We start from the raw sequence: 25141 nt of genomic DNA, 5'->3' as shown, positions 1-25141 counted from the left end.
TACCCCATACACAATTCCAAATCACCATGAATACGACAACCGCTACTCCCGTTTCCGCCGTTACGCTCGCCGAGAAAACCGCGCGCGCACCGAAGGCCGAGCTGCATATCCACATCGAGGGCTCGCTCGAACCGGAACTGATTTTCGCGCTCGCGCAGCGCAACGGCGTGAAGCTCGCGTACGACTCGGTCGAAGCATTGCGCGCGGCTTATGCGTTCACCGATCTGCAATCGTTCCTCGACATCTACTACGCGGGCGCGAGCGTGCTGCTGCACGAGCAGGACTTCTACGACATGACGATGGCCTACGTCGAGCGCTGTGTCGCCGACAACGTCGTGCATAGCGAAATCTTCTTCGACCCGCAGACGCACACCGAGCGCGGCGTGCGGATCGCAACCGTGGTGGCCGGCATCGAACGCGCGCTGGCCGACGCGGAGAAGCGCGGCATCACGAGCAAACTGATCCTGTGCTTCCTGCGCCATCTGTCCGAGGACGATGCGCTCGCCACCTTCGACGAAGCGCTGCCCCTCTTCGAGCAGTACCAGCATCGGCTGATCGGCGTCGGGCTCGATTCGTCGGAGCGCGGTCATCCGCCGTCGAAGTTCGAGCGCGTATTCGCGAAGGCCCGCGCGCTCGGTCTGAAGCTCGTCGCGCATGCGGGCGAGGAAGGCCCGCCGTCCTACATCTACGAAGCGCTCGATGTGCTGAAGGTCGACCGCGTCGATCACGGTGTGCGCAGCATCGAGGATCCGGCGCTCGTCACGCGCCTCGCCGACACGCGCGTCGCGCTCACCGTGTGCCCGCTGTCGAATCTGAAGCTGTGCGTGTTCGACGACCTGACCAAACACACGCTGAAGGACCTGCTCGATCGCGGCGTCGCGGTGACCGTCAATTCCGACGATCCGGCCTATTTCGGCGGCTACGTGAACGCGAACTATCTGGCGACGATCGACGCGCTGAAGCTCGACGACGCCGAGGTCTACACGATCATCCGCAATGGCTTCGAGGCGTCGTTCGTGACGCCCGAGGAACGCGCGATGCTGATCGCTAAGCTCGACGCGCACTGGCGGCAGTAAGCCACGCGTTAATGGATTTCAACTGACCGGCCTCGACTGACGTCGGCGGCCAGCGGTTTCGGTTAGTTTGGGGATCGGTAAGACCCCGAACCGGGAAACCGTTGCCTGCGCCGCCCAGCTTTCAACATTCGGAGACAGCTTTTCCATGACTGAATCGGCTCATACCGCGCAAGCGGCACAAACTGCATTCCGTGCACCGCTGCTGACCTTCAATGGCGATCCGGCGCACGCGCCAAACGCCGCTGTGTTTCACGAGGACGGCCTATTGATCGTCGAAGACGGCCGCGTCGTCGCGGCGGACGCGTATGCGGCGCTCGCGTCGCGGCTCGCGCCCGGCGCTCAGGTCGTGGAGCGACGCGACAAGCTGATCGTGCCGGGCTTCATCGATACGCACATCCACTATCCGCAGACGGACATGATCGCGTCGCCGGCGCCGGGTCTGCTGCCGTGGCTCGATACGTACACGTTCCCGACCGAGCGCCGCTTTGCCGACATCGACCACGCGCGCGACGCCGCGAGCTTTTTCGTCGATGAACTGCTCGCCTGTGGCACGACGACTGCACTCGTGTACTGCACGGTGCACAAGGAATCCGCCGATGCCCTGTTCGCCGAGAGCGAAGCGCGCAATCTGCGCATGGTCGCGGGCAAGGTGCTGATGGACCGCCACTGCCCCGAGTTCCTGCGCGACACCGCGCAATCGGGCTACGACGACAGCGCCGAGCTGATCGGCCGCTGGCACAATCGCGGCCGCCAGATGTACGCGCTGACGCCGCGCTTCGCGCCGACCTCGACCGAGGCGCAGCTCGAAGCATGCGGCGCGCTCGCGCGACTGCATCCGGACGTGTTCATCCAGAGCCACGTCGCGGAGAACACCGACGAAGTGAAATGGGTCGCCGAGCTGTTCCCCGGCCACCGCAGCTATCTCGACATCTACGATCACTACGGGCTTTTACGCCGTCGCGCGGTGTACGGCCATTGCATCTACCTCGACGACGAAGACCGCAAGCGCATGGCGCAAACCGGCGCGCTCGCCTCGCACTGCCCGACGTCGAACCTGTTCCTCGGCAGCGGGCTGTTCAACTTCGAGAAGGCCGACTCGGCCGGCATGCCGATCGCGCTCGCGACCGACGTCGGCGGCGGCACGTCGTTCTCGATGCTGCAGACGATGAACGAAGCGCATAAGGTTGCGCGCCTCGGCGGCCATCATCTGACGGCGACGCGCATGTTCTATCTGGCGACCGCGGGCGCGGCCGAAGCGCTCGATCTCGGCGACAAGGTCGGCACGCTGAGGGACGGCTCGGAAGCGGATTTCGTCGTGCTCGATCCGCAGGCGACGCCGCTGCTCGCGCGCCGCACCGCGCGGCGCGAATCGCTCGAAGAGTTGCTGTTCGCGTTCGCGCTGCTCGGCGACGATCGTGCGGTATATGAAACGTATGCGGCCGGCAGGCGCGTGCATCGCCGCGACGACGCGCGCCAGCACGTGCCGGGGCGCGCGAAGATCGCGGCTTGAGACTCGCTCGGTTGACGGGGGCCTCAGCCCGCCTTGCACACCTCGTGCAAAGCGTTGAGCCGCCGCGCCGGGTCCGCGACATACGGATTCGACTCGTCCCACGCATAACCGGCGAGCACCGCGCAGATCATCCGACGGATCGGCGTCACCTGCTCCGGGTAGTAGATGATGTCCTGCAGCTCGCCCGTGTACCAGCGCTCGACGAACGCGCGGAACGTGTCGATGCCCTTGCGCAACGGCACGTCGTAATCGGCCGACCAGTCCACCTTCTCGCCGTCGAGCTGCCGGTTCAGCGCGCGCGCCGCCAGATGCGCGGAGCGCAGCGCGATGGTCACCCCCGACGAAAACACCGGATCGAGAAACTCGCCCGCATTGCCGAGCAGCGCATAGCCCGGCCCGTGCAGACTCGCGACGTTCGCCGCGTAGCCGCCGATTCTCCGCACCGGCATCAGGAACGGCGCCTGCCCGATCAGCCGGTTCAGCGTCGGCTCCTGCTGGATCAGCGCGCGCAGCGTCGCCTCGCGCTCGCCTTCCGGCACGTCGAGAAAGCTCGCCTCGGCGACACATCCCACCGACGAGCGGCCGCCCGCGAGCGGAATCATCCAGAACCACACGTCGCGACGCTCGGGATGCGTCGCGATGCAGATCTTGTTGCGATCGATGACATCGAGCGCGAGGCCGTCGCGCACGTGCGTAAACAATGCGGCGCGCGTCGGCATGCGCGTCGGGGTCTCCAGCTTCAGCAGGCGCGGCAGCACGCGCCCGAAGCCGCTGGCGTCGAGCAGGAATCCCGCTTCGACCTGATATGTGTGCCCAGCTTCATCGACGACGTCGAGCACCGGCGCCGCACCCGTTTTTACTGCGCTCACGGTATGACCGAAGCGCACGTCGGCGCCTTGCCCGGCGGCGCAGCGAATCAGCACGTCGTCGAACAACGCGCGTTCGACCTGGTACGTGGTGCCCCAGCCCGGCGAATGCTTGTCGCGGAAGTCGAACGACGAGGTCTGGTCGCGATACACGAAATACGCACCGTTCTTGTACTGGAAACCCGCCTCGACTACGGCCTGCAGCATGCCGGCCTCTTCGAGGTACGCCATGCTTTGCGGCAACAGGCTCTCGCCGATCGAGAAGCGCGGAAAATGCTGACGCTCCAGCACCAGCACCGAGCGGCCGGCCTTGCGCAATAGCGCGGCAGCTACCGCGCCGGCCGGACCCGCGCCGATGATCGCAACGTCGACCACGGTCCGCTTTGAAGAATCGCTGTTCAAATCACTCCTCCAACGGTTTGCATGGGCAGCCGCGCCGTATGCGGACCGCGCCACGCTTCGAACATCAGGCTCGCGCAACTACCGCCGAACCCGAATGAAACCGACATCGCCGTGTCGATGCGCGCGTCGCGCGTCGCGCGCACGAGCGGCATATCACGCACTTGCGGCTCCGGCGTATCGACCAGCGCCGTGCCCGCGATAAAGCCGTCGCGCATCATCAGCAGCGTATAGATCGCCTCGTGCGCGCCGCACGCGCCGAGCGAATGCCCTGTCATGCCCTTGGTCGACGAAAACGCGGGCACCCCTTGCGCCGATGCACCGAACACGTCGCGCAACGCATGCAGTTCTTCGAGATCGCCGAGCGGCGTAGACGGCGCATGCGTGTTCACGTAGTCGGGACGGCGGCCCGCCAGCGCGAGCGCGCCGCGCATCGCGCGCGCGATGCCGGCCGCACGCGGCGCGACCATGCCCGCGGGATCGGTGCAATCGTCGAAGCCGCTCAGCTCCGCGTAAATGCGCGCGCCGCGCGCGAGCGCATGATCGAGCGCTTCGAGCACCAGCACGCCGCCGCCCGACGCGATCACGAAGCCGTCGCGCTGCGTGTCGTACGGACGCGATGCGCTCGCCGGCGTGTGGTTGAAACGGCGCGATAACGCGCCCATCGCGTCGAACATCAGCGTCGTGTTGTCGTGCAGCGCTTCGCTGCCGCCCGCGAGCACGATCTGCTGGCGGCCGGTCTGGATCAGTTGCATCGCCTGCCCGATCGCGAGCGCCGATGTCGTGCATGCCGACGACGGTGAATAGCTGACGCCTTCGAGCCCCAACATCTGCGCGACGTTCGCCGACGCGGTGCTGCTCATCGCCTGCGGCACCGTGTACGGCGGCACCTTGTCGACGCCGCGCGTTTGCGCGATTGCGAGCGCCGCGTCGTAGCTCGCTAACGTGCCGACGCCCGAGCCGATCACGACGCCCGCGCGCGGCGACTGCAATGAAACGAGGTCTAGCCCCGCATCGGCGATCGCGCGTTGCGCCGCGTGGCACGCGAAGCGCGCGGTGTCGCCCATGAAGCGTTCGAGCTTGCGCTCGAACGGCGCCTCGTGCGCGACCGACGCGACGCCGGCAACCTGCGATGCAAACCCGCGCTCGCGCCACGCGTCGATACGCTCGATGCGCGAGCGCCCCGCACGCAATGCAGCGGAAACTTCGTCGAGCGTATTGCCGAGACACGACACGATGCCCATGCCGGTCACGACCACGCGTTGCAGGCCGCCGCTCATCGAACGTGCCGGAAAATCAGCGACGTGTTGATGCCGCCGAACGCGAAGTTGTTACTCATCACGTACTCGGCGTCGATCTCGCGCGCGCCGCCGACGATGTAATCGAGCGGCGCGCAAGCCGGATCGACGTGATCGAGATTCAGCGTCGGCGCGTACCAGTTGTGCTTCATCATCTCGATCGTCCACCACGCTTCGATCGCGCCGCACGCGCCGAGCGTGTGGCCCACATAGCTTTTCAGCGAGCTGATCGGCATGCGCGCGCCGAAGGTCTGCGCGGTCGCATGGCTTTCGGCGATATCGCCGCGATCGGTCGACGTACCGTGCGCGTTCACATAGGCAATCGCTTCGGGCGCCAATTGCGCGTCGCGCAGCGCGAGCTGCATCGCGAGCGCCATCGTGTCGGCGGTCGGTTGCGTCATGTGCGCGCCGTCCGAGTTGCAGCCGAAGCCGACCACCTCGGCATGAATCCGCGCGCCGCGCGCCATTGCGTGCTCGTACTCTTCCAGCACCAGCGTCGCCGCGCCCTCGCCGACCACGAGGCCGTCGCGCGCGGCATCGAACGGACGCGGCGTCAGATGCGGCTCGTCGTTGCGCGTGCTGGTCGCGTACAGCGTGTCGAACACGGCGACCGCCGGACCCGACAACTCTTCCGCGCCGCCCGCCAGCATCAGCGTCTGCTTGCCGGACTGGATCGCCTCGTACGCATAGCCGATCGCCTGGCTGCCCGACGCGCACGCACACGAGGTCGGGATGATGCGGCCTTTGAGGTCCCAGAACAGGCTCACGTTGACGGCGGCCGTGTGCGGCATCATCTGCACATAGCTGTTCGACGTGACGTTGCTCATCGAGCCGGTTTCGAGCATCGTGCCGAACGCGCGGATCGGCTGCACCGAGCCCGACGACGAACCGTACGCGACGCCCATGCGGCCGTCGGCGATGGCCGTGTCTTCGGCGAGGCCTGCATCGGTGAGCGCAAGTTCGCTCGCGCGCACCGAGTACAGCGACACCGGGCCCATCGAGCGGACCTTCTTGCGCGGGTAATGCGCGGGGGTCGTGAACTCGGGCAGCGGACACGCGAGCCGCGTATGCAGCGACTCGAAGTAGTCCCACTCGGGCATGCGGCGCACCGCGTTCTCGCCGCGCTTCAGGCGCGCTTGAACCGCGTCCCAGTTATCGCCGAACGCGGTCACGCCGCCCATGCCGGTGATGACGACACGCTTCATCAGACCATCCCGCCGTTCACGCCGATCACCTGGCGCGTCACGTACGACGCGCCATCCGACATCAGAAAGCTCACCACCGACGCGACCTCCGCCGGCTGGCCGACGCGGTTCATCGGCACGGTCTTCAACGCGTGGTCGACCGTGACCTGTTCGAGCATGCCGGTTTCGATCAGCCCGGGCGCGACGCAATTGACGGTGATACTGCGCGACGCGAGTTCGACCGCGAGCGCCTTGGTCGCGCCGATCAGCCCCGCCTTCGCCGCGCTGTAGTTGACCTGGCCGCGATTGCCCATCACGCCCGACACCGAAGCGATCGTGACGATACGACCGCCCTGACGCGCGCGCACCATCGGCATCGTCAGCGGATGCACGACGTTGTAGAACGCATCGAGGCCGGTTTCGATCACGACGTCCCAGTCTTCTTCGGTGAGCGCTGGAAACGCCGCGTCGCGCGTGACGCCCGCGCTGCACACGATGCCGTAGTACGGACCGTGCGCGGCGACGTCGGCTTCGAGCGCCTCGCGGCACGCGGCGCGTTCGCGCACGTCGAACTGCAGCACGCGCGCCGTGCCGCCCTGCGCGGCGATGCCTGTCGCGACCGCGTCGGCTTCGCTGCGTCCGGTGCGGCAATGCACGGTCACGGCGAAACCGTCGGCGGCCAACTTGTACGCAATCGCTCGGCCGATGCCGCGGCTTGCGCCGGTAACGAGAACTCGCCGGCTCATGTACTGATACTCCCTTCGATGAATGACTGGAAATCGGGCGGTTGAAACACCTTGATCACGGCTTCGGCGCAGCGCGTCTCGCCATCGTCGATCGTGCATTCGTAGGCGCTGTGACCTGCGTCGCTGCGCAGCAGTTCGCTCACGTGAACGCGCAAGCGCGCGCCGCTTCGGAACACCGGCTGCAACGCCTGATAGCTGCGCGAACCTAGCAGCACGCCGTGACGCGCATGGCCGCCGCCGCGCATCGCGACGAGCGCGATGTGCGCGGCGATCGCCTGCGCCATCACCTCGATGCCGATCCACGCGGGCATTGCGCCGGCGGCGTCGGCATACCATGCGTGCGGATCGACGCAGGCGAACGCGCTGAGCGCGGAGTCGGCGAACGTATCGATCGCGTCGAGCAGCAGCATGCTGCCGCGATGCGGGATGATCGCTTCGATCGGCTGACGCACGAGTTGCTCGACGGTGAGTGGCGGAGTCGTCATGCGCTTTACCGGGCGAGGATCAGGCTGACATTGCTGCCGCCGAACGCGAATGAATTGCTCATCGCGTACTGCGTGCCCGTGCCGCGCGGCAAATGGCGCGCGCCGGCGACGAGGTCGAGCGCGGGCAGCGCGGGATCGGCTTCGCCGTCCCACAGATGCGGCGGCAGCGTCGCGTTCTCGTGCGCGAGCGTGAGCCACGCGAAGCCGAGTTCGGTCGCGCCGGCCGCGCCGAGCTGATGGCCGGTCAGCGGCTTGGTGCCGCTCGCGGCGACGCCAGCGGGGAACACGCGCGCCATCAGATGCGCTTCCATTTCGTCGTTCTTCTGCGTGGCGGTCGCGTGCAGATTCACATAGCCGACCGCCGACGCCGCGATGCCCGCGTCCGCGAGCGCGTCGCGAAGCGCGAGTTCGCCGCCGACGCCCTGCGGGTCCGGCGCCGAAATATGATGCGCGTCGCTCGACTCGCCGACGCCGGCGAGCCGCACCGCCGCTTCGTCGCGGCTCATCAGGAACACGGCCGCGCCCTCGCCGACGTTGATGCCGCGGCGATTGCGGCTCATCGGATTGGTGCGCGTGCCGCTGGTCGATTCGAGCGACGCAAAGCCCTGCACCGTCAATTCGCAGAGCGAATCGACGCCACCGACGACGACCGCATCGCACAGCCGCAATTGCAGCAGCCGACGCGCCGATGCGAACGCCTTCGCGCTCGACGTGCACGCGGTCGAAATCGTAAACGCCGGCCCGTGCACGCCGAGCGCGGCGGCCGCGAATGGCGCGGCGGTGCCGATTTCCATCTGCCGGTAGTTGAAGCTCTGCGGCAGCTCGCCGGCTCGGGCGTGATAGACGAACGCGGTTTCGGCCGCTTCGATGCCCGACGTGCTGGTGCCGAGCACGACGCCGATCCGCTCCGGCCCATAGCGCTCGCGCGCGGCTTCGATCGCGGGCGCGATCTGCGCCAATGCCGCGAGCAGCAGCCGGTTGTTGCGGCAGTCGTAGCGCGCGAGATCGGCGCGCGGCGCGAGTTCGAGCGGCGTCAGCACGCTGCCGACGAACGCGTCGCCGATGCCGGTATGCACGTTGCCCATGCCGGGCGAATTCGCGGCGGCGAGCGCCGGCACGATCTGGCCGACGTCGCCACCGAGCGCGTTGATCATGCCGAGCGCGTGCAAATAAACTGTTGGCGCTTTCATGCCGCTCTCCGTGATTCTGATGACTTGCCGGATGACTTCGCCGATGGCATGCCGATAGGCGCGAGCAACACGGCAACCGCGATGCCGAGCGCGAGCGTGGTGCCGAAACTCCTGAGCGCGGGCATCGCACTGAGGCCGAGCATGCCGAACGACAACAACGTGGTCGCCGCCGACAGCAGCACGCCGGTCCACACCGCGCCGAGATCCGCGTCCGCGCGGGCGCAGCCTTCGCGCAGGAACACCGCATAGTTTGCGCCGACGCCGAGCACCAGCATCAGCGCGAGCCAGTTGAACATATTGAGCGGCACGCCCGCGTAGCCGAACACCGCCAGTGCGACGCCGACCGCGAACAGCACGGGCAAGGTCGTGGCGATACCGCCGCGCGCCCCGTAACGCACCATCAGCAGCACGCACACGAGCACGAGCGCGCCGCCCAGCCACCAGCCGCTATCCACGCGATACGCACCGAACAGCTTCGACACGCTCGCGGCCTTGTCGACGAACACGACGCCGGGCAGGCCTTGCGCGAGCGCGATCAGCGCGGGTTCGTTGCGCGGCGTCACGCCTTGCGGAATCACGACGGCCGCATAGCTTGTTTCATGCGCCCGATTCGCGTCGTTCGATCCGACCGCGCCGAGCCACAAATGCCGGTACGGCTGCGACCAAGGCGCCGCGAGCCAGCGCTCGACGGTCAGCGGCGCGGACGGCCGGGCGAAGCCGGCGAGCCACGCCTCGGCGACTTCGTCCTTGAAGCCCGCTTGCAGCAGCGTCGCGCGCAACGCGGCGGAGTCGCCGAACACATGCTGTGCAAGCAGCGCGCGATCTTCGCTCTGACGTTGCGCGGACGGCACGAAGTGCGCGACCGACTGATAGCCGCCGACGCTATCCGCGCTGCCGTTCAGCGCATCGAGCTTCGCGCCGAGCGCTTCGGCGCGTTGCAGCACCGCTTCCTCGCTCGCGCCGCGCACGACGAAAAACTGCGCGCTGTTATCGACGCCGACCGCTGCGCGCACCGTGTCTTCCTGCGCGGCCAGCGACGCATCGCGCTGGATCAGCAGATGGATGTCGTCGTCGCTGCTCAGCCGCAGCCAGCCGGGCACCGACGCGATCAGCAGCAGCGCGGCGACCAGCCACGCGCGCTTGCCGCCGAGCGCATGCCGCCAGCGCGCGAGCAGCCGCGCCGCGCTCGCGAACAGGTGTCGCGGGCTGTGCTTCGGCGCGCGCGTGAGCAGCGCGGGCAGCAGCCACAGCACCGACGCGAACGCGGTCGTGATGCCCACCATTGCGAAGCACGCGATCTGCTTCAACGCGGGGAACGGCACCCACATCAGGATCGCGTAGCCGAGCAGGCTCGTCGCCAGCGCCACGCCGAGCGCGGGTCGCACGCTGCGCGCGCCGTGCCGCGCGTCCCAGTCGCGGCCCGCGCCGAGATAGACGACGAAGTACTGGATCGAATAGTCGACGGCTTCGCCGATCAGGCTCGCGCCGAACACAAGCGTCAACAAATGCAGCTTGCCGAAGATCAGCAGCGTCGCCGCCAGCGCGCAGACAATGCCGAGCGCGGTCGAAACGAAGCCGAGCAGCAACAGACGCGGCGAGCGGAACACCCACATCATCAGCAGAGCGATGCCACATAGCGATGCGATGCCGATCACGTGCACCTCGCGTTCGGCAGCGCTGCGCGCAGCCTCGGCGTAGAACACGGCGCCGGTGCGCGCGACCGATACATCGGGGAACGCCTGACGCAACCTGTTTTCGGCGTCGGCGAGCGCCGCGTGTACCGCGCGCTGCGTCTTCGTTTCATAAGCGGAGCCAGGCAGCGTCGCGACGATCAGCACGCTGGTCTTATCGCCCTGCGCGTCGTGACCATGCGACACCAGCAGGTTGTCCTCGACCGCGAGATTCGTGGCCGCGAGCGGCAGATCGCCGAGCCAGCGTTCGAGCCAGCCGAACGGATCGTCGGCGAGTTGCGTGCTGAGGCCGCCTTGCAGCGGGCTGTAGATGCGCTGCGCGAGCATGTCGTGCAACGTCGTCGCGCTGGCGCTCGCGAGCGCGCTGCGATCGGCCGGCGCGAGCAGGCCGAAGCGGTACGGCAGATACAGCGCCGAGATCTGCGACAGGTCGAACGGCGGCAGTTCGGCCGTCACCGACGCGAATGCGCCGCTCTTTCGCAACGACGCGCCCAGCTGCTTCGCGGCCGCTTTCGCGTGCGCATCGTCGCGGCTCGTGACGAGCAGCACGGTGCGATCGCCGAGCGCGCTCGCGAGCGTGTCGACCGCCTTTTCGGCGACCGGGTCCGCTTCGGTTGCGGGCAAGAGCGTGAGCAGATTGGTTTCGAGCGGTGACGGTCCGGTGAAGCGCCAGCCGCAATACAGCGCCGCCAGCAGCGCGAGCGCGAGCCATGCCGCGCGCACGCCCCATGCGCGTTTCGCGGCTCGCTGCTGCGGTATCTCCATCACGGCGCTCCGAACAGGCTGCGCTCGTCCGGCGTCGGCTCGGCGACGGCCGTGCTGTTCGCGAACTCGAGCTTCGTCACGTCGCCGTTAGCGAGCGTGATGCGCAGGCTTTGCAGATAAGCGCCGCCGCTCATGTCGAGGCCCTTGATCGATTGCGCGAGCTGCGGTTGATTCGGCGTGAGGCGCATGCGCCATTGCGCGGCGCTGCCTTCGGCACTCACGTCGAACTGCGAGTACAGCGCCGACAGATCGCCGCCGAGCATCGCGCGCATCATCTTCGACACCTGTGCGACGCCTCGCGTGCCCTGCGCGCTATGTGTGCTTGCGCGGCGGCCGCTGGCGTCGACCTGCACGACGCCAGCATCGGTGATCACGTAGGTGGCCTTGTACGGCGTGTCGATTTGCCAGATCACGCCGCGCTCGCGCAAGAACAGCAACGTGCCGTTGCTGACGAGCGGCTGCTTCATCGCGGCGAGCGTCTGCGTCTGCGTGAATTGCGAGCGCACGCCCTTGGGCTGCGCGAGATGCGCGGCGATCTGCGAGACGAGCGCGGCGTTGGCGGGCGCAGTGTTGGCCGTTGCCGCATGCGCTGGTGCCACCCATCCAGGCACGCACGTCGCGCCGATCGTGCCGATCACGCCCGCGATCCGCAACACGGACGCACCTCGGTTCATCGTCCCCATACGCGCTCCAGCTTGTCGAATACGACCTGCGGCGACACGAACTGCAATTCCTCGGTGGCGGCATCGACGGCAACCTGGATCGTATAGCCCTTCGTGAGCCGCGCACCGGATGCGCAATCGACGATTTCATAGCCTATTTTCAGGCGGTTTTCGTATTCGAGCAGTTGCGCGCGCACTTCGAGCTTCTGTCCGTACACGGCGGCCCGCACGTACTTCAGATGCGCCTCGACGATCGGCCACAGATAGCCGGACGCCCGCATCTGGCGATAGTCATAGTCGAACGCGCGCAACAGCGCCGCGCGGCCCAGCTCGAAGTACTTCAGATAATTGCCGTGCCAGCACACGTTCATCGCGTCGACGTCGTGAAACGGCACTTCGACGGTCGCGCTCGCGGCGAGCACGTGCTGCGTTTTCGCGGGCACGCTCATAGCTTGACTCCTTCCTGATCGTCGATCATGTCCAGCAGTTCGCACGCGGCAATGCGCGCGGTGAGCGCGCGCAGCTCGCCTTCGAGCGCACGGTCCTCGTCGACGAAGGGCGAATGCGCGCCCACCTCGTCGATGAATGCGCGCAGCGGCGCGGGCACCGGCGTCGCGCTATCGATGCGCAAGCGCAAATGCACGGCCTGCACCGTCGCGAGCGTGTGCGCGGCGGCGACCTGCTCTGTCAATTCGAGCACGCGCAGGCAGTCGCGCGCGGCGATCGTGCCCATGCTGACCTTGTCCTGATTGTGCGCTTCGGTCGAGCGCGAAAACACACTCGCGGGCATCGTGTTCTTCAGCGCCTCGGCGGTCCAGGCGGACGACGAAATCTGCACGGCCTTGAACCCGTGATTGATCGCCGAGCGTGCGGGCGCCGCGCCCGACAGATTGCGCGGCAGGCCATTGTTGAAGTTGATATCGACCAGCAGCGCGAGCTGCCGGTCCATCAGATCCGCCAGATTCGCGACGGCGACCTTCAGCGCATCCATCGCGAACGCGATATGGCCGCCGTAGAAGTTGCCGCCGTGCAAGATGCGTTCGTTGTCGGGATCGATGAGCGGATTGTCGTTCGCGCTGTTCAGCTCGTTTTCGACGTCGCGGCGCACCCAGCCGAGCGCATCGCGCGCGACGCCGATCACATGCGGCGCGCAGCGAATCGAATAGCGGTCCTGCAGACGATGCCCGGGCGTGTCGGCGCGGCCGGCCAGATCGGCGCGAATCCACGCGGCCGCTTCGGCCTGGCCCGCGTGCGGCTTCACGTCGAACAGCGCCGCGTCGAAGTGCGCGGCGCGGCCGTCGAGCGCGACGGTCGCCAGCGCGGTCAAACGCGCGGCCAGCCGCGTCAAGTGCTCCGCGCGCGCCACTGCGAGGCACGCGAGACCCGTCATCACGGCGGTGCCGTTCATCAGCGCGAGGGCTTCCTTTGGCGCGAGCGCCAGCGGCTCCACGCCCAGCTCGGTCCACACGTCGCGCGCCGCGCGCCGCGCGCCGGCGTACTGCACGTCGCGCTCGCCCGCGAGCGCCGCCGCCACGTATGACAGCGGCGTCAGATCGCCGCTCGCGCCGACCGAGCCCTCGGACGGGATGCGCGGCAACACGCGATGATTGATCAACGCCGCGAGGCGTTCGAGCAGCACCGTGCGCACGCCCGAAAAACCATACGCGAGCGAATTCAGACGCGCGGCGATCACGGCGAGGGTTTGCGCATCGTCGAGATACGCGCCCATGCCGCAGCCGTGATAACGCGTCAGTTGCAGCGGCAATGCCTCGACGAGCGCCGTCGGCACGTCGACCACGCAGGCGTCGCCATAACCGGTGTTGACGCCGTACACGGTCGCGCCGGCGGCCAACTGGCGGCGCAGGAACGCCGCGCCGCGCTCGATGCGCGCACGCCATACGGCATCGTCGCTCAGCGCGACGCACGCCCGCTGCCGCGCAATCGCGACGACCTCTTCGATCGTCAGTCGGCGCGCACCGACGACGATCGGCGTGCAGCCGGCGGCGGAAGCGGCATCCGCAACAACGCGCGCGGGTCGCACATCGTTCAGATCATGATCGGCCATTCGCGCCTCGCTCGGAACTGGCCCAGAAATCGAAGAAGTTGAACCATTGATATGGGGCCTTGCGGCAATAGTGCTCGAGGCGCAGCGCATAGCGTTGCGCCCACGCGGCCAGATGCTGCGCGCGATCGCGGCGCGGCAGCTCGATTCGCTCGGCGAACGGCTCGAAATACATGCGATAGCCGTCGCGTTCCTTCAGGCAGAAGAACAGGTAGACCGGACAGCCGAGCGCATGCGCGAGCACGTAGGGCCCTTGCGCGAACGGCGCGCTCGCGCCGAGAAATTGCGCGTCGGTGGTGCGCCCCGCCTCACGCGCCGGCACCCGGTCGCCGACAATCACCAGCAATTCGCCCGCATCGATGCGCTGCTGCATCAACACCGCGGTCTCGGGACCGAAGTCGCCGACTTCGAGCAAATGCCGCGCGAACTCGCGATTCGACGCCGCCAGCACGTCGTTGAAGCGGCGCGCGTGCTCGGTGTAGACGACCGCCGTGACCTTCGCGTGAGCGCCGCGGATCGCGAGCGCGCGCATCATCTCCAGATTGCCGAGATGCGCGCCGATCACGAGCGCGCCCTTGCCGCTCGCGATCAAGGCTTCGAATGCCGCGGGATCGTCGAACGTCACGTCTGTGTCGTCGACGCGGCCGGTCCATGCGGCGAGCTTGTCGAAGCCAGATTGCGCGAACGCGAGCATATGGCGATACGCGGACAGCCACCCCGGGCGCGGCATCTCCGCCGACGGCGCGACCGCGTTCAGATGCGCGAAGTAGTTGCCCGACGCGGCGCGCGCGGCGCGGCCCGTCACCAGAAAGTACGCGACGACCGGATGCAGCCACAGCGCGGTAAGGCGGCGGCCGAACAGCTTGCAGCTCAGCGCGAGCAGGCTCATGCCGAGCCGGCTGCCGCGTTCGGCGATACGCCACCAGGCTTCGGGCCGGGGTTCGTCGGCACAGTCGTCCGCTGTGTCGGCAAGCGCGCCGCGGCGTGGCATCAGCTTGTGCGCGAGCAGCATCGGCAGACGCATCAGCATGCCGAACACGAGCCGCGTATGGCTGCGGCTGATGCGCACGTTGTCCCACAGCACGTCGAAATGCGACACGCCGTCGGCCGCGTAGGTCACGCGGGTCGGGATCGAGCGGAACGCGGCGCGCCGCCAGTGCAGTCGCACGAGGATCTCGATGTCGAAGTCCATGCGCGTCGGCAGCCGCACGCCGTCGATCAGCTCGCACGCGAGCGCGAGCGGATACAGACGAAAGCCGCACATCGAATCGCGGATCGTCAGCGACAGCGTCTCGATCCACACCCACACGTGAGTCAGATAGCGGCCGTACAGGCGTGCCTTCGGCACGCTGTCGTCGTACACGGGACGGCCGAGAATCACCGCGCCGGGTTCGGCGCGCGCGGCATCGATGAAGCGCGGCACGTCGGTCGCGTCGTGCTGGCCGTCGGCGTCGATCTGCAGCGCATGCGTGTAGCCCGCGGCGCGCGCCGCGCGCAGACCCGCCATCACCGCCGCGCCCTTGCCGCCGTTTTCGGGCAGACGCAGCAGCGTCATCTGCTGCGCGCATTGCAGCGCGAGCGCGGCGAGTACCTGCTGGGTCGGCTCGTCGCTGCCGTCATCGACGACGAAGATCGGCAAGCCGTGCACCGCGAGATTGGCGACGGTCGCGCCGATCGCGTCCTTGTGGTTGTAGATCGGGATGACGATGCAGGGCGCGAACTTCATCACGCGTCCTCCCGATGCACGAGCACGCCCGACGCGCATTCGCGTCCATCGAGCCGGTACGCGAACTGCATGCGCCGGCGCGCGGCATCGTAGGCGAGCGTGAGCTCGAGCACCGCGCCGGGCGCCACCGGCGCCATGAACTTCAGGCGATCGACCGACGCCACCGCGCGCACCCGCGGCCAATGCCCGGCCGCGAGCCGCGCCGCCCAGTCGACCTGCACGACGCCCGGCAGAATCGGCAGGCCCGGAAAGTGGCCGGCGAAATGCTGAAGCGACAGCGGCACACGCAGCACAAAGTGCAGCGTGTTGCCGACGCGCGTTTCGGCGAGCACTTCCATGCCCTCGGCGAGCGGCGCGAACGCGGCCGCGACCGCGCTTGCGGGCAGCTTGCCGCGCGCGTCGAATGGCAGACCCACGCGAAAACGCCAGTGACGCGGCAGCACGACCGCATCGAAGTAATCGGCCAGATGCCGGCGCAGCGCTTTCGCGAGCGCGACGCGGCCTTCGTTACGCAATGTCGCGCCGCCCGCTTCGGTCAGCGCGACCACTGCGCCGACCCGCTCTCGCGTCGCGCCTTCGAGCGGCACCAGCGCCGCCTGCGCGACATACGGATGCAGCGCGAGACGCGCCTCGAGCTCCGGCAGCGACACGCGCTTGCCGCCGAGCTTCAGCACGCGGTCGAGGCGCCCTTGCAAATGGAAGCGCCCGTCGGCATCGAACGCGATCCGATCGCCCGTGCGATGCCAGCCGTCGTGGTCGAGATGCGGCGAGCGCACGCACAGCGCTCCATCGTCGTCGCGGCGCACCTCGGCGCCGGCGACCGGCTGCCACGCGTCGCCCTGATCCTGACGCCGCCACGCGATCCCGCCGGTTTCCGTACTGCCGTAGATTTCGAGCGGCGCCGCGCCATAGCTCACCGCATAGGCCTGCGCGGCGTCGGTCGCGAGCGGGCCACCCGACGAAAAGAACGCGCGCGGCGCGGGTGCGAGCGCGCCGAAGCCCGGCAACGCGGGCCAACGCGACAACTGCGCGGGCGTCGAGACGACCGCCGTCGCGCCGCATTGCGCGATACGCGCCTGCAGTTGCAGCGGCTCCATGCCGATTGCGCGATCGAACGCGCGGCCCGCCGCGAGCGGCCACAACACACGAAACAGCAGACCGTAGATGTGGTGATGCGGCACGCTCGCGAGCATCGTCACGTCGCCGAGCAATGCGCCCCACTCCTGTTCGAGTGTGTGGACTTCGGCGTTGAATTGCGCGAGCGTCTTGCGGATCGGCTTCGGTGCGCCGCTGCTGCCGGATGTGTAGAGCGTCAGCGATGCGCGGGGGTCAATCGGCTGCGCGGTGTTGGCCGTGACGACATGCGTCGCTGCGACGAACGGCGGCAGATCCGCGTCCGTCAGCAGAAAGTCGTACGCATCCGCGAGATCGGCGAGATAGCCCGGCGTTGCATTGGCAGGAATCACCGGCTCCTTGCCGCACGCGAACAGCGCGAACAACGCGCAGGCGAACTCGAACGGATCGTCGATACAAAGCGCGCAGCGCCGCGCATCGTGCGTTTGCACGAGTTCGATCAAGCCCGCGACGCGCGCGCGGAACGCCGCGCGATCGAGCAGCACGGCGCCGTCGCGGCACACCGGTGCGGCGGGCGTCGCGAGCGCGGCATCGGCCGACAACAGGTCATGCAACGCGATCATCAGGCCGACTCCGAATCCGCGCGCGCGGCGCGCGGCAGCACGAACAGGCGTCGCCAGACGTATTCGCCCGCCAGCAGCAGGCCGATCAGTCCATAAGCGATCGCGCCGTTGTACAGCGACCAGGCCGCGCGGCTCCAATAGAGGGCGGTATAGGCGGAAAACGCGCCGTTCAGCACGAAGAACGCGCACCACACCTGGGTCACGCGCCGCGTATAGCGCACCGCGCCCGGCGGCAGATCGGGACTGCCGAGGCGCGCGAATTTTTCGATCATCGACGGCCCGCGCACGAGCGTCGCGCCGAACGCGATCAGCAAACCGAGATTGACGAGCAACGGATAGAAGCGCAGCAGCAGTTCGCTATCGGTGACGACGATCGTCGCCGACGCGCAGCTCAGCATCGCCACCACGCTCCAGTCGAGTCTGGAAAGCTGCCGCAGCGGTATCGCTACCGGACCGCCGCCGGCCCAGCGCTGCAGCCACAAGGTCACGAGCAGCATGCCGCCGACGAGGCGCGGCGCATCCCAGCGCCAGGCACACAGGATCAGCACGGGGTAAGCGAGTTTCAGCAGCACCAGCACGACGGTCCTGCTCCAGCGAGGCCGCGCGCCGGACCCGCTTGCGGCGTGCGGTGGCTCCGACATCTGCATGCGCGGGTGCGCGGCCCGCATCAGCCTTGCGCCGCGAGCAGCGATTCGACCGCTCCGATCACGTCGCCGACCGTGCGCACGGATTTGAAGTTCTCCGGCTTGATGCGGCGGCCGGTCATCTCCTGCAGCTTGATCGCGAGATCGACCGCGTCGATGCTGTCGAGATCGAGGTCTTCGAACAGATGAGCGTCCGGCGTCACGCGCTGCGGCTCGACCGCGAAGTTTTCCTGAAAGATCGCGCGGATGCGCTCGAGAATCTCGGTCTCGGTCACGATTCAATCCCCTTCCTTGCGGTTTCGTTCGCAGCGTGCGCCGCTTCGCGCTGACTCGCGACCAACGCGGCGAGCGTGTTGATCGAGCGGAAGTGCTCGCGGGTACGTTCGTCGTTCGCCGCGATGGTCAGTTGGTATTGTTTGCGCAGCACGATGCCGATTTCGAGCGCGTCGATCGAATCGAGACCGATGCCGTCGGAACCGAACAACGGGGCGTCGTCGTCGATATCGGCGGGGCTTAGGTCTTCGAGATCGAGGGCTTCGATCAGAAGCTTTTTAATTTCCAGTTTTAAAGAATCCATAATCGAACAGGTGCTGGGTAATGTGGGCTTCTACGGCATTCGTCACGCTGCGCGCCGCGATGGCCGGGGTGGTGTCGTGCGCGGCCAGTTCGGCGACGCCAAGCGGCGCGAGCACGTTCACGCGCATCCGGAAAGCGCGCGCCGGCACGTGGTACCAGCGCATCTGCCGCGTGAACGCGGGCGGATCGCAATCCATCAACACCGGCACGATCGGCGCACCGGCCTTAAGCGCCATGTGCGCGAAACCGCGCGAAAACGCGTGCAGCCGGTTGGGCGCGGGGCTGCGCGTGCCCTCCGGAAAAATGATCATCGTGTAGCCGGCCGCGAGCTGCCTGGCTCCCGCCTCGACGAGCGCGATCGCGTCCGCGTTGCTCACGTATTCGGCCGCGCGCACGATGCCCCAGAAACACGGGTTGTGCCAGTGCGCGTGCTTGACGACACAGCATGCGCGCGGCGCCAGCGACAGCAGGACCATCACGTCGAGGTAAGTCGGGTGATTCGCGACGACGATCGCCGGTCCGCCCGCGCGCAACGCCTCGGCACCGGATACTTCGAGTTCCATCACGCCGAGGCGGCGCAGCACCGCGACGAGCGCGCGAAAGAACCGATGGATCACGACGCTCACCGCACGCTGCCGCGACGCGCGATGCGGCCACAGCCACGCGAGCGGAAACACGAGCACCGAAAACAGCACGCCGCACACGCCGAACGCGACGAAGGCGAGGCCGGTCGCGCAAAAACGCCACGCGTAATCAAGCCGCGCGCTCATCCCACCTCCAGTGCCACAGCGCGCCGGCGCGCTGCCAGCGCGCGGGCTGGCCGGTTTCGAGGCAGTGCAGCAGCGCCTGACTCTGGGTCGGAAAGCTCGCGGCGCCGCTCAGTGGGGTTCGCGGCTCGCCGGGTTGCCCGGCCGCCTCCTCGTCGGCGCGGGTCAGGGAGCAAACAACGCGCCCTGCCGACGCATCCTTGTCGAGCAACACCGCAATCGCTCCGCCGTGCACTTCGTCTTCGATCGTGCCGTACGCGAGATCGGCCGGTTCGTCGGCATAGACGAGCAGCACCGGCACGTCCGGTTGTGTCGCGAATTGCGCGTACGCTTCGAGCAGCGCATAGCCGAGCGTTTGCGCACCAGCCGATACCGCGCTCGCGGCCGAACGGTCGCCGCGCGCGATCCCGAACACGCCGGTCATCGCGTTCAGCACCGACAGGCTGAAGGCGGTCGGCGACACCGGTTCGCCCGCGCTGATGCTGCGCAGGATGTCGGTGGTACGCCGCAATTCCCCGTGCCGCGACGCGAACACCACGCGCGCGGGTTCCTGCGCGACGCAGTCGTGCGCGACCTTGAGCGCGACCTTGGACAGCGTGCTGAGACGCCGCCGCACGATCGGCTCGATAAAGCCGACATCGGGTGCAGCAGACGAGGTAGCCGGCCAGCTAGACCAGCGACCGACCGGAATGGTCCAGTGCAGATCGGGCATATGGTGTTCGCGCGTAGAAACGGGAAAGGGGCTCAAGCGCCTGACGGAATACACAGCCGTCACAGCGAGCGGCGCCGCGCGGATCGGGAGGTTCCAGCCGGGATCGACCGGTCAGCTGGCATGGGAATGCAGCACCGGCGATCGGCCTGACTTGTCAGGCGCCCCTGACAATCGGTGTGGTGGATGGCGGCTCGGGCTCCTTTTGTGGCCGAATAGTAGCGGATATTTTGAAGCAAATCGTCGAGGAAAGACGTATCCATCTGTATCCGCGCCTGAGGCGCAACACATTGTTAGACGATTTGACAAAGCCGGCTGCGGAGACGCACCGCAAGGCCGTTTCGCGCGTCGACGCTGGCGTGCCAACGCCGACAGAATCCACCAAAAAACCTTTCATTGGTCTTTCGCGGAATACGTCGTAGAGCGAAAACACCTCCGCAGGGTCGTCGTCCGCACGCGAACAACATTCGTCACAGCGATGCTGCGGCGCCTGTTATACTCCGCCCCTCATTGGGGAGTAGCCGCCCCGCGGCACGTCCGCACCGCTTCGCCGGTGCGTCGCACGTGTGGCTCGCGGGGGCGCCTGTCAACACACTTGGCCAGCACGGCCATGGCAGTCGCAGCCTCTGGCCTGGCGAGACCGATGATCCACACGCGCCGCAACAGGGCCCGGCGTGTCGTGGGTCGTCGCTCGTTCATCTTCGGCCCGAGGAATCCATTCAACGTGACTCAAGCTTTTCTCATTTCGACCGGTGCGGTCGCGCTCGCCGAAATCGGCGACAAGACGCAACTGCTGTCGCTCGTGCTGGCCGCGCGCTATCGCAAGCCCGTGCCGATCATTCTCGGCGTGTTCGCGGCAACGCTGATCAATCACGCGGGCGCCGGCGCGCTCGGCGCGTGGCTCGGTTCGATGCTGACGCCGACCGTCATGCGCTGGGCGCTGGCGGCGTCGTTCGTCGGCATGGGGCTGTGGATTCTGGTGCCCGACAAGCTCGAAGACGAGGAAGCCAACACGAACCGCACGCACTTCGGCGTGTTCGGCACCACGGTCGTCACGTTCTTCCTCGCCGAGATGGGCGACAAGACGCAGATCGCGACGGTCGCCCTCGCCGCGCGCTTTCACGATTTCTTCGGCGTGGTGGCCGGCACGACGCTCGGCATGATGATCGCGAACGTCCCGGCGATCCTGCTCGGCGACCGCTTCGCGCATCGTCTGCCGACGAAGCTCGTGCACGGCATTGCCGCGGTGATGTTCGTCGTGCTGGGCGCGATGGCCTTGTTCGGGGTCGGGGTTTAAGCTACTGCGCGGCCTTCGGCGCCGACGCCGAACCCGCGGGCGGCGTCGCCGCTGGCAGAGACACTTCGTTCGCAGCCGCGCCGCCGCCGAGCGGGATCTTCACGGTGTGCACGGCGCCGTTGGCCAGCGGGAAGTCCGCCAGCGCGCTACGCGCCAGATAAGGCATCGCCCGCACCAGCGACGACTCCTCGCCGAAATTGCGCGCCGTCACGTTGTAGACCTCCCGGCCGCTCGCACGCTCGGTAATCCGGATGCCGAGCAGATGCGTGAATACCGGGTAGCTCTGGTTCACGTATGTCGCCGGGAACGGCCCCCACGGACCCCACGGATCGAACGGCCGGCCCCAGTAAGGGCCGGGCCACGGGTTGTAGTAGACCGGCTGCGCGACGGTCACGACATCCGAGCGGATGCCATAGGCGAGTTCCACCAGATAGCGCGCTTCGTCGCGAGGGACTTCGCGGAACGCGTGCACGGCGAGCTCGTTTGCGACGATCCGCTCGTAGGCGCTCAGTTCGAGATTGTTCTTCTGATCCTCGTGGCGCGTGAACGCATAGGTGCGGGTTGCGTCGCTGCCGGTCCAGTCGGAGAACGCCGTGACCTGTGTCGTCACGTAGGTCGTGCAGCCGGACAACAGCACGCTCAGCGCGACGAACAGCAACGCGACGCGGCGGGTCCATCGATCGAAGTTCATGGTCTGCCTCGTGATGCCTCTGGTTGCATCTATTCAGCTTCGGTTAAAACTCTGCTTCGGCCGCAATTATTCCGTCGTGCGATGCGCTCGCCGGCTGACGCTGCCGGGTCCCCGCCGCGCACGGCGCCCGATAATACGCTGACCTCGGCAGCGAGCAAAAGGTTCTTGCCCTGCCCGTCCAAAACCGGACGCGCTGCCCGGCGCCGAAACTCGGCCCCCTTCCCCTCCGCACGATCGCCCGAGGCTTTGTACAATGAGTCGACCAAGCCCGGCTCGCGCGCCGTTTGCGCGCCCGACCGCTCGAGTACACCACCAAAGAACACCATGGCCGATACCGCAACGCCCAATGTGATCCGCCGCGCCGATTACGCGCCGCCCGCCTTCCTGATCGACACCGTCGCGCTGGAGTTCGATCTGGTCCCCGAACGCACGGTTGTCAGAAATACGATGCGCGTGCGCCGCAACCCGGATGCTTCGCGCGCCGCGCATTTCGAACTGATGGGCGAGCAGCTGGAGTTCGTCAGCGCGGAGATCGACGGGCAGCCGTTCCCGAACGCCCACCCGCACGAACATGGCCTGCTGCTCGACAACGTGCCGGACAGCTTCGAGCTGACCCTCACGAGCATCTGCAATCCCGCGGAAAACACCACGCTGTCGGGGCTGTACGTGTCGAGCGGCAACTTCTTCACGCAGTGCGAAGCCGAGGGCTTTCGCCGCATCACCTACTTCCTCGACCGCCCCGATGTGATGGCGAGCTTCACGGTCACGCTGCGCGCGAGCAAGACCGACTATCCGGTGCTGCTGTCGAACGGCAATCTGCTCGAAGAAGGCGAGCTGCCCGACGGCCGTCATTTCGCGCGCTGGGAAGATCCGTTCAAGAAGCCGAGCTATCTGTTCGCGCTCGTCGCGGGCAAGCTCGTCGCGCTCGAAGAACGCGTGAAGACTGGCTCGGGCAAGGAAAAGCTGCTGCAGGTGTGGGTCGAGCCGCATGATCTCGACAAGACCCGTCACGCGATGGATTCGCTGATCCACTCGATCCGCTGGGACGAAGAGCGCTTCGGGCTCGAGCTCGATCTGGACCGCTTCATGATCGTCGCGGTCAGCGACTTCAACATGGGCGCGATGGAGAACAAGGGGCTCAACATCTTCAACACGAAGTACGTGCTCGCGAATCCCGAAACGGCCACCGACACCGACTTCGCGAACATCGAGGCGGTGGTCGGCCACGAGTACTTCCACAACTGGACCGGCAACCGCGTGACCTGCCGCGACTGGTTCCAGCTGAGCCTGAAGGAAGGCCTGACCGTGTTTCGCGACCAGGAGTTCTCGGCCGACATGGCGGGCGGCGCCAGCGACGAAGCCGCGCGCGCGACCAAGCGCATCGAGGACGTGCGCGTGCTGCGTCAATTGCAGTTCGCCGAGGACGCGGGTCCGATGGCGCATCCGGTGCGCCCGGAGAGCTACGTCGAGATCAACAACTTCTACACGATGACCGTGTACGAGAAAGGCTCGGAAGTCGTGCGGATGTATCAGACGCTGTTCGGCCGCGACGGCTTTCGCAAGGGCATGGACCTGTACTTCAAGCGTCACGACGGCCAGGCCGTGACCTGCGACGACTTCCGTCACGCGCTCGCCGACGCGAACGGCCGCGACCTCGCGCAGTTCGAGCGCTGGTACAGCCAGGCCGGCACGCCGCGGGTGTCGGTGTGCGCGCGCTACGACGCCGCGCAGCAGCGCTACAGCGTGACGCTGCGCCAAGGCTACGGCGATGCCGTGCCAGCCGCGCGCGAAACGCAGAAGGGTCCGCTGCTGATTCCGTTCGCGATCGGTCTGATCGGCAAGGACGGCCGCGATCTGCCACTGCAGCTCGACGGCGAGGCGAAGGCGTCGGAGTCGACCACGCGCGTGCTCGAATTCGCGCAGACCGAGCAGACCTTCACGTTCGTCAACGTCGGGCAGGAACCGCTGCCGTCGCTGCTGCGCAATTTCTCGGCACCGGTGATCGTCGAATACGACTACACGGCCGAACAGCTCGCGTTCCTGCTTGCGCACGACAGCGATCCGTTCAACCGTTGGGAGGCCGGCCAGCGGCTCGCCACCCGCGAGCTGCTCGCGCTCGCCGGGCGTGCGGCCACGGGCGCGGCGCTGCAGTTCGACGACTCGGTGGTCGCCGCGTTCGCGCGTGTTTTGACCGACGAGACGCTGTCGCCGGCATTCCGTGAACTCGCGCTGATGCTTCCGTCCGAAGCGTATCTGGCCGAGCAGATGGCCGAGTCGAATCCGGCCGCGGTGCACGCGGCACGGCAGTTCGTGCGCAAGCGCCTCGCCAATGCGCTGCGTGACGACTGGCTGAAGGTCTACGAGCAGCATCGCACGCCGGGCGCCTACGAGGCGACGCCGGAGGCGGCCGGTCATCGAGCGTTGAAGAATCTCGCGCTGTCGTATCTGACCGAGCTCGACGATTCCGCGGACGCCGTACGTCTTGCCTCCGCGCAATATGAAGCCGCGAACAACATGACCGACCGCGCGGCCGCGCTGTCGGCGCTGCTCAACGCGGCCGCGCCGCAAGGCGGCAGCCCCGAGGCGCAGCACGCGCTCGACGACTTCTATCGACGCTTCGAGAAGGAGCCGCTCGTCATCGATAAATGGTTCGCGTTGCAGGCCACGCAGCGCGGCGGCGCACAGCATCCGGTGATCGATACGGTGCGCAAGCTGATGACGCATCCGGCCTTCAACCTGAAGAACCCGAACCGGGCACGTTCGCTGATTTTCAGCTTCTGCGCGGCGAACCCCGCGCAGTTCCACGCGGCAGATGGCTCCGGCTACGCATTCTGGGCCGAGCAGGTGATCGCGCTCGACGCGCTCAATCCGCAGGTGGCCGCGCGCCTCGCACGTTCGCTCGAGCTGTGGCGACGCTTCACGCCGGCGCTGCGCGACAGCATGCGCGCGGCGCTCGAGAAAGTGGCCGCGCAGGTCAAGTCGCGCGACGTGCGCGAGATCGTCGAGAAGGCGTTGGCGTGATGCCTCGCTGAGTTCTCGAGTCGCATCGGAAAGCCGGCACGCGTTGCCGGCTTTTTTTCGCGCTGCTTTTTCGTTGATG

At 67.3% G+C, this 25141-nt stretch carries 22 protein-coding genes and 1 riboswitch; of the genes, 4 read left to right on the top strand and 18 right to left on the bottom strand.

Features of this window, described 5'->3' with window-relative positions; translation table 11 throughout:
* The first annotated feature begins 26 nt into the window (after window positions 1-26).
* Both G5S42_RS02305 and guaD read left to right on the top strand, forming a co-directional pair.
* Window positions 27-1076, top strand: coding sequence for an adenosine deaminase (locus G5S42_RS02305; RefSeq protein ID WP_176105355.1), 1050 nt, complete (start codon window positions 27-29; stop codon window positions 1074-1076).
* A 145-nt stretch (window positions 1077-1221) separates the two neighbouring features.
* On the top strand, window positions 1222-2586 hold the full coding sequence (gene guaD / locus G5S42_RS02300) for a guanine deaminase (protein WP_176105354.1): 1365 nt from the start codon (window positions 1222-1224) through the stop codon (window positions 2584-2586).
* 23 nt (window positions 2587-2609) lie between these two features.
* Here guaD and G5S42_RS02295 read toward each other — a convergent pair whose 3' ends face one another.
* Genes G5S42_RS02295 through G5S42_RS02215 form a run of 17 tightly spaced genes read right to left on the bottom strand, consistent with a single transcriptional unit; the run spans window position 2610 to window position 20056 of the window.
* Window positions 2610-3854: an NAD(P)/FAD-dependent oxidoreductase gene (locus G5S42_RS02295; RefSeq protein WP_176105353.1), complete on the bottom strand. Its 1245-nt coding sequence runs from the start codon at window positions 3852-3854 to the stop codon at window positions 2610-2612.
* Window positions 3851-5131 (bottom strand): beta-ketoacyl synthase N-terminal-like domain-containing protein, encoded by a 1281-nt coding sequence (locus G5S42_RS02290; protein WP_176105352.1) that lies wholly within the window; start codon window positions 5129-5131, stop codon window positions 3851-3853. The genes G5S42_RS02295 and G5S42_RS02290 overlap by 4 nt, the downstream gene beginning before the upstream one ends.
* Window positions 5128-6354 carry a beta-ketoacyl-ACP synthase gene (locus tag G5S42_RS02285; RefSeq protein WP_176105351.1) on the bottom strand — a complete coding sequence of 409 codons (1227 nt, stop codon included), beginning with the start codon at window positions 6352-6354 and terminating at the stop codon, window positions 5128-5130. The genes G5S42_RS02290 and G5S42_RS02285 overlap by 4 nt, the downstream gene beginning before the upstream one ends.
* Window positions 6354-7079, bottom strand: a complete 726-nt coding sequence (locus G5S42_RS02280) for a 3-ketoacyl-ACP reductase FabG2 (protein ID WP_176105350.1) — start codon at window positions 7077-7079, stop codon at window positions 6354-6356. Before G5S42_RS02280 ends, G5S42_RS02285 begins: the two co-directional genes overlap by 1 nt.
* Complete coding sequence (locus tag G5S42_RS02275) at window positions 7076-7564, bottom strand: ApeP family dehydratase (protein ID WP_176105349.1); 489 nt, start codon at window positions 7562-7564, stop codon at window positions 7076-7078. Before G5S42_RS02275 ends, G5S42_RS02280 begins: the two co-directional genes overlap by 4 nt.
* Window positions 7565-7569: 5 nt before the next feature.
* Complete coding sequence (locus tag G5S42_RS02270) at window positions 7570-8754, bottom strand: beta-ketoacyl-[acyl-carrier-protein] synthase family protein (protein WP_176105348.1); 1185 nt, start codon at window positions 8752-8754, stop codon at window positions 7570-7572.
* The gene (locus G5S42_RS02265) at window positions 8751-11210 is read right to left on the bottom strand and encodes an MMPL family transporter (RefSeq protein WP_176105347.1); all 2460 of its coding nucleotides are present in this window, start codon (window positions 11208-11210) and stop codon (window positions 8751-8753) included. The genes G5S42_RS02270 and G5S42_RS02265 overlap by 4 nt, the downstream gene beginning before the upstream one ends.
* Window positions 11210-11893 carry an outer membrane lipoprotein carrier protein LolA gene (locus G5S42_RS02260; protein WP_176105346.1) on the bottom strand — a complete coding sequence of 228 codons (684 nt, stop codon included), beginning with the start codon at window positions 11891-11893 and terminating at the stop codon, window positions 11210-11212. Before G5S42_RS02260 ends, G5S42_RS02265 begins: the two co-directional genes overlap by 1 nt.
* Entirely contained in the window at window positions 11881-12321 is a 441-nt protein-coding gene (locus G5S42_RS02255; RefSeq protein ID WP_176105345.1) for an acyl-CoA thioesterase, read from the bottom strand. Before G5S42_RS02255 ends, G5S42_RS02260 begins: the two co-directional genes overlap by 13 nt.
* Window positions 12318-13937 (bottom strand): HAL/PAL/TAL family ammonia-lyase, encoded by a 1620-nt coding sequence (locus G5S42_RS02250; protein WP_176105344.1) that lies wholly within the window; start codon window positions 13935-13937, stop codon window positions 12318-12320. Before G5S42_RS02250 ends, G5S42_RS02255 begins: the two co-directional genes overlap by 4 nt.
* Window positions 13924-15660 carry a glycosyltransferase family 2 protein gene (locus G5S42_RS02245; RefSeq protein WP_176105343.1) on the bottom strand — a complete coding sequence of 579 codons (1737 nt, stop codon included), beginning with the start codon at window positions 15658-15660 and terminating at the stop codon, window positions 13924-13926. The genes G5S42_RS02250 and G5S42_RS02245 overlap by 14 nt, the downstream gene beginning before the upstream one ends.
* Entirely contained in the window at window positions 15660-17357 is a 1698-nt protein-coding gene (locus tag G5S42_RS02240; protein WP_176105342.1) for an ApeI family dehydratase, read from the bottom strand. Before G5S42_RS02240 ends, G5S42_RS02245 begins: the two co-directional genes overlap by 1 nt.
* A complete protein-coding gene (locus G5S42_RS02235) occupies window positions 17357-18025 on the bottom strand; it encodes a COG4648 family protein (protein WP_176105341.1) in 669 nt (222 codons plus the stop codon). The genes G5S42_RS02240 and G5S42_RS02235 overlap by 1 nt, the downstream gene beginning before the upstream one ends.
* Window positions 18025-18276, bottom strand: coding sequence for an acyl carrier protein (locus G5S42_RS02230; RefSeq protein WP_176105340.1), 252 nt, complete (start codon window positions 18274-18276; stop codon window positions 18025-18027). The genes G5S42_RS02235 and G5S42_RS02230 overlap by 1 nt, the downstream gene beginning before the upstream one ends.
* Complete coding sequence (locus G5S42_RS02225; RefSeq protein WP_176105339.1) at window positions 18273-18578, bottom strand: phosphopantetheine-binding protein; 306 nt, start codon at window positions 18576-18578, stop codon at window positions 18273-18275. Before G5S42_RS02225 ends, G5S42_RS02230 begins: the two co-directional genes overlap by 4 nt.
* Entirely contained in the window at window positions 18553-19347 is a 795-nt protein-coding gene (locus tag G5S42_RS02220; RefSeq protein WP_176105338.1) for a 1-acyl-sn-glycerol-3-phosphate acyltransferase, read from the bottom strand. Before G5S42_RS02220 ends, G5S42_RS02225 begins: the two co-directional genes overlap by 26 nt.
* On the bottom strand, window positions 19331-20056 hold the full coding sequence (locus tag G5S42_RS02215) for a beta-ketoacyl synthase chain length factor (protein WP_176105337.1): 726 nt from the start codon (window positions 20054-20056) through the stop codon (window positions 19331-19333). Before G5S42_RS02215 ends, G5S42_RS02220 begins: the two co-directional genes overlap by 17 nt.
* Before the next feature lie 497 nt (window positions 20057-20553).
* Window positions 20554-20767: riboswitch (yybP-ykoY riboswitch) on the top strand.
* A 10-nt stretch (window positions 20768-20777) separates the two neighbouring features.
* Between G5S42_RS02215 and G5S42_RS02210 the strand changes: the two genes are divergently transcribed.
* Complete coding sequence (locus G5S42_RS02210; RefSeq protein ID WP_176105336.1) at window positions 20778-21350, top strand: TMEM165/GDT1 family protein; 573 nt, start codon at window positions 20778-20780, stop codon at window positions 21348-21350.
* Window position 21351: 1 nt separating this feature from the next.
* Here G5S42_RS02210 and G5S42_RS02205 read toward each other — a convergent pair whose 3' ends face one another.
* Complete coding sequence (locus G5S42_RS02205) at window positions 21352-22041, bottom strand: DUF4136 domain-containing protein (RefSeq protein WP_176105335.1); 690 nt, start codon at window positions 22039-22041, stop codon at window positions 21352-21354.
* 324 nt (window positions 22042-22365) lie between these two features.
* Between G5S42_RS02205 and pepN the strand changes: the two genes are divergently transcribed.
* Complete coding sequence (gene pepN / locus G5S42_RS02200) at window positions 22366-25062, top strand: aminopeptidase N (RefSeq protein ID WP_176105334.1); 2697 nt, start codon at window positions 22366-22368, stop codon at window positions 25060-25062.
* Window positions 25063-25141: the final 79 nt, after the last annotated feature.

The sequence above is a fragment of the Paraburkholderia youngii genome, from assembly GCF_013366925.1.
Classification (GTDB): Bacteria; Pseudomonadota; Gammaproteobacteria; order Burkholderiales; family Burkholderiaceae; genus Paraburkholderia; species Paraburkholderia youngii.
Note: the sequence above shows the minus strand (reverse complement) of the source record. Positions and strands in the feature narration are given on the sequence as shown.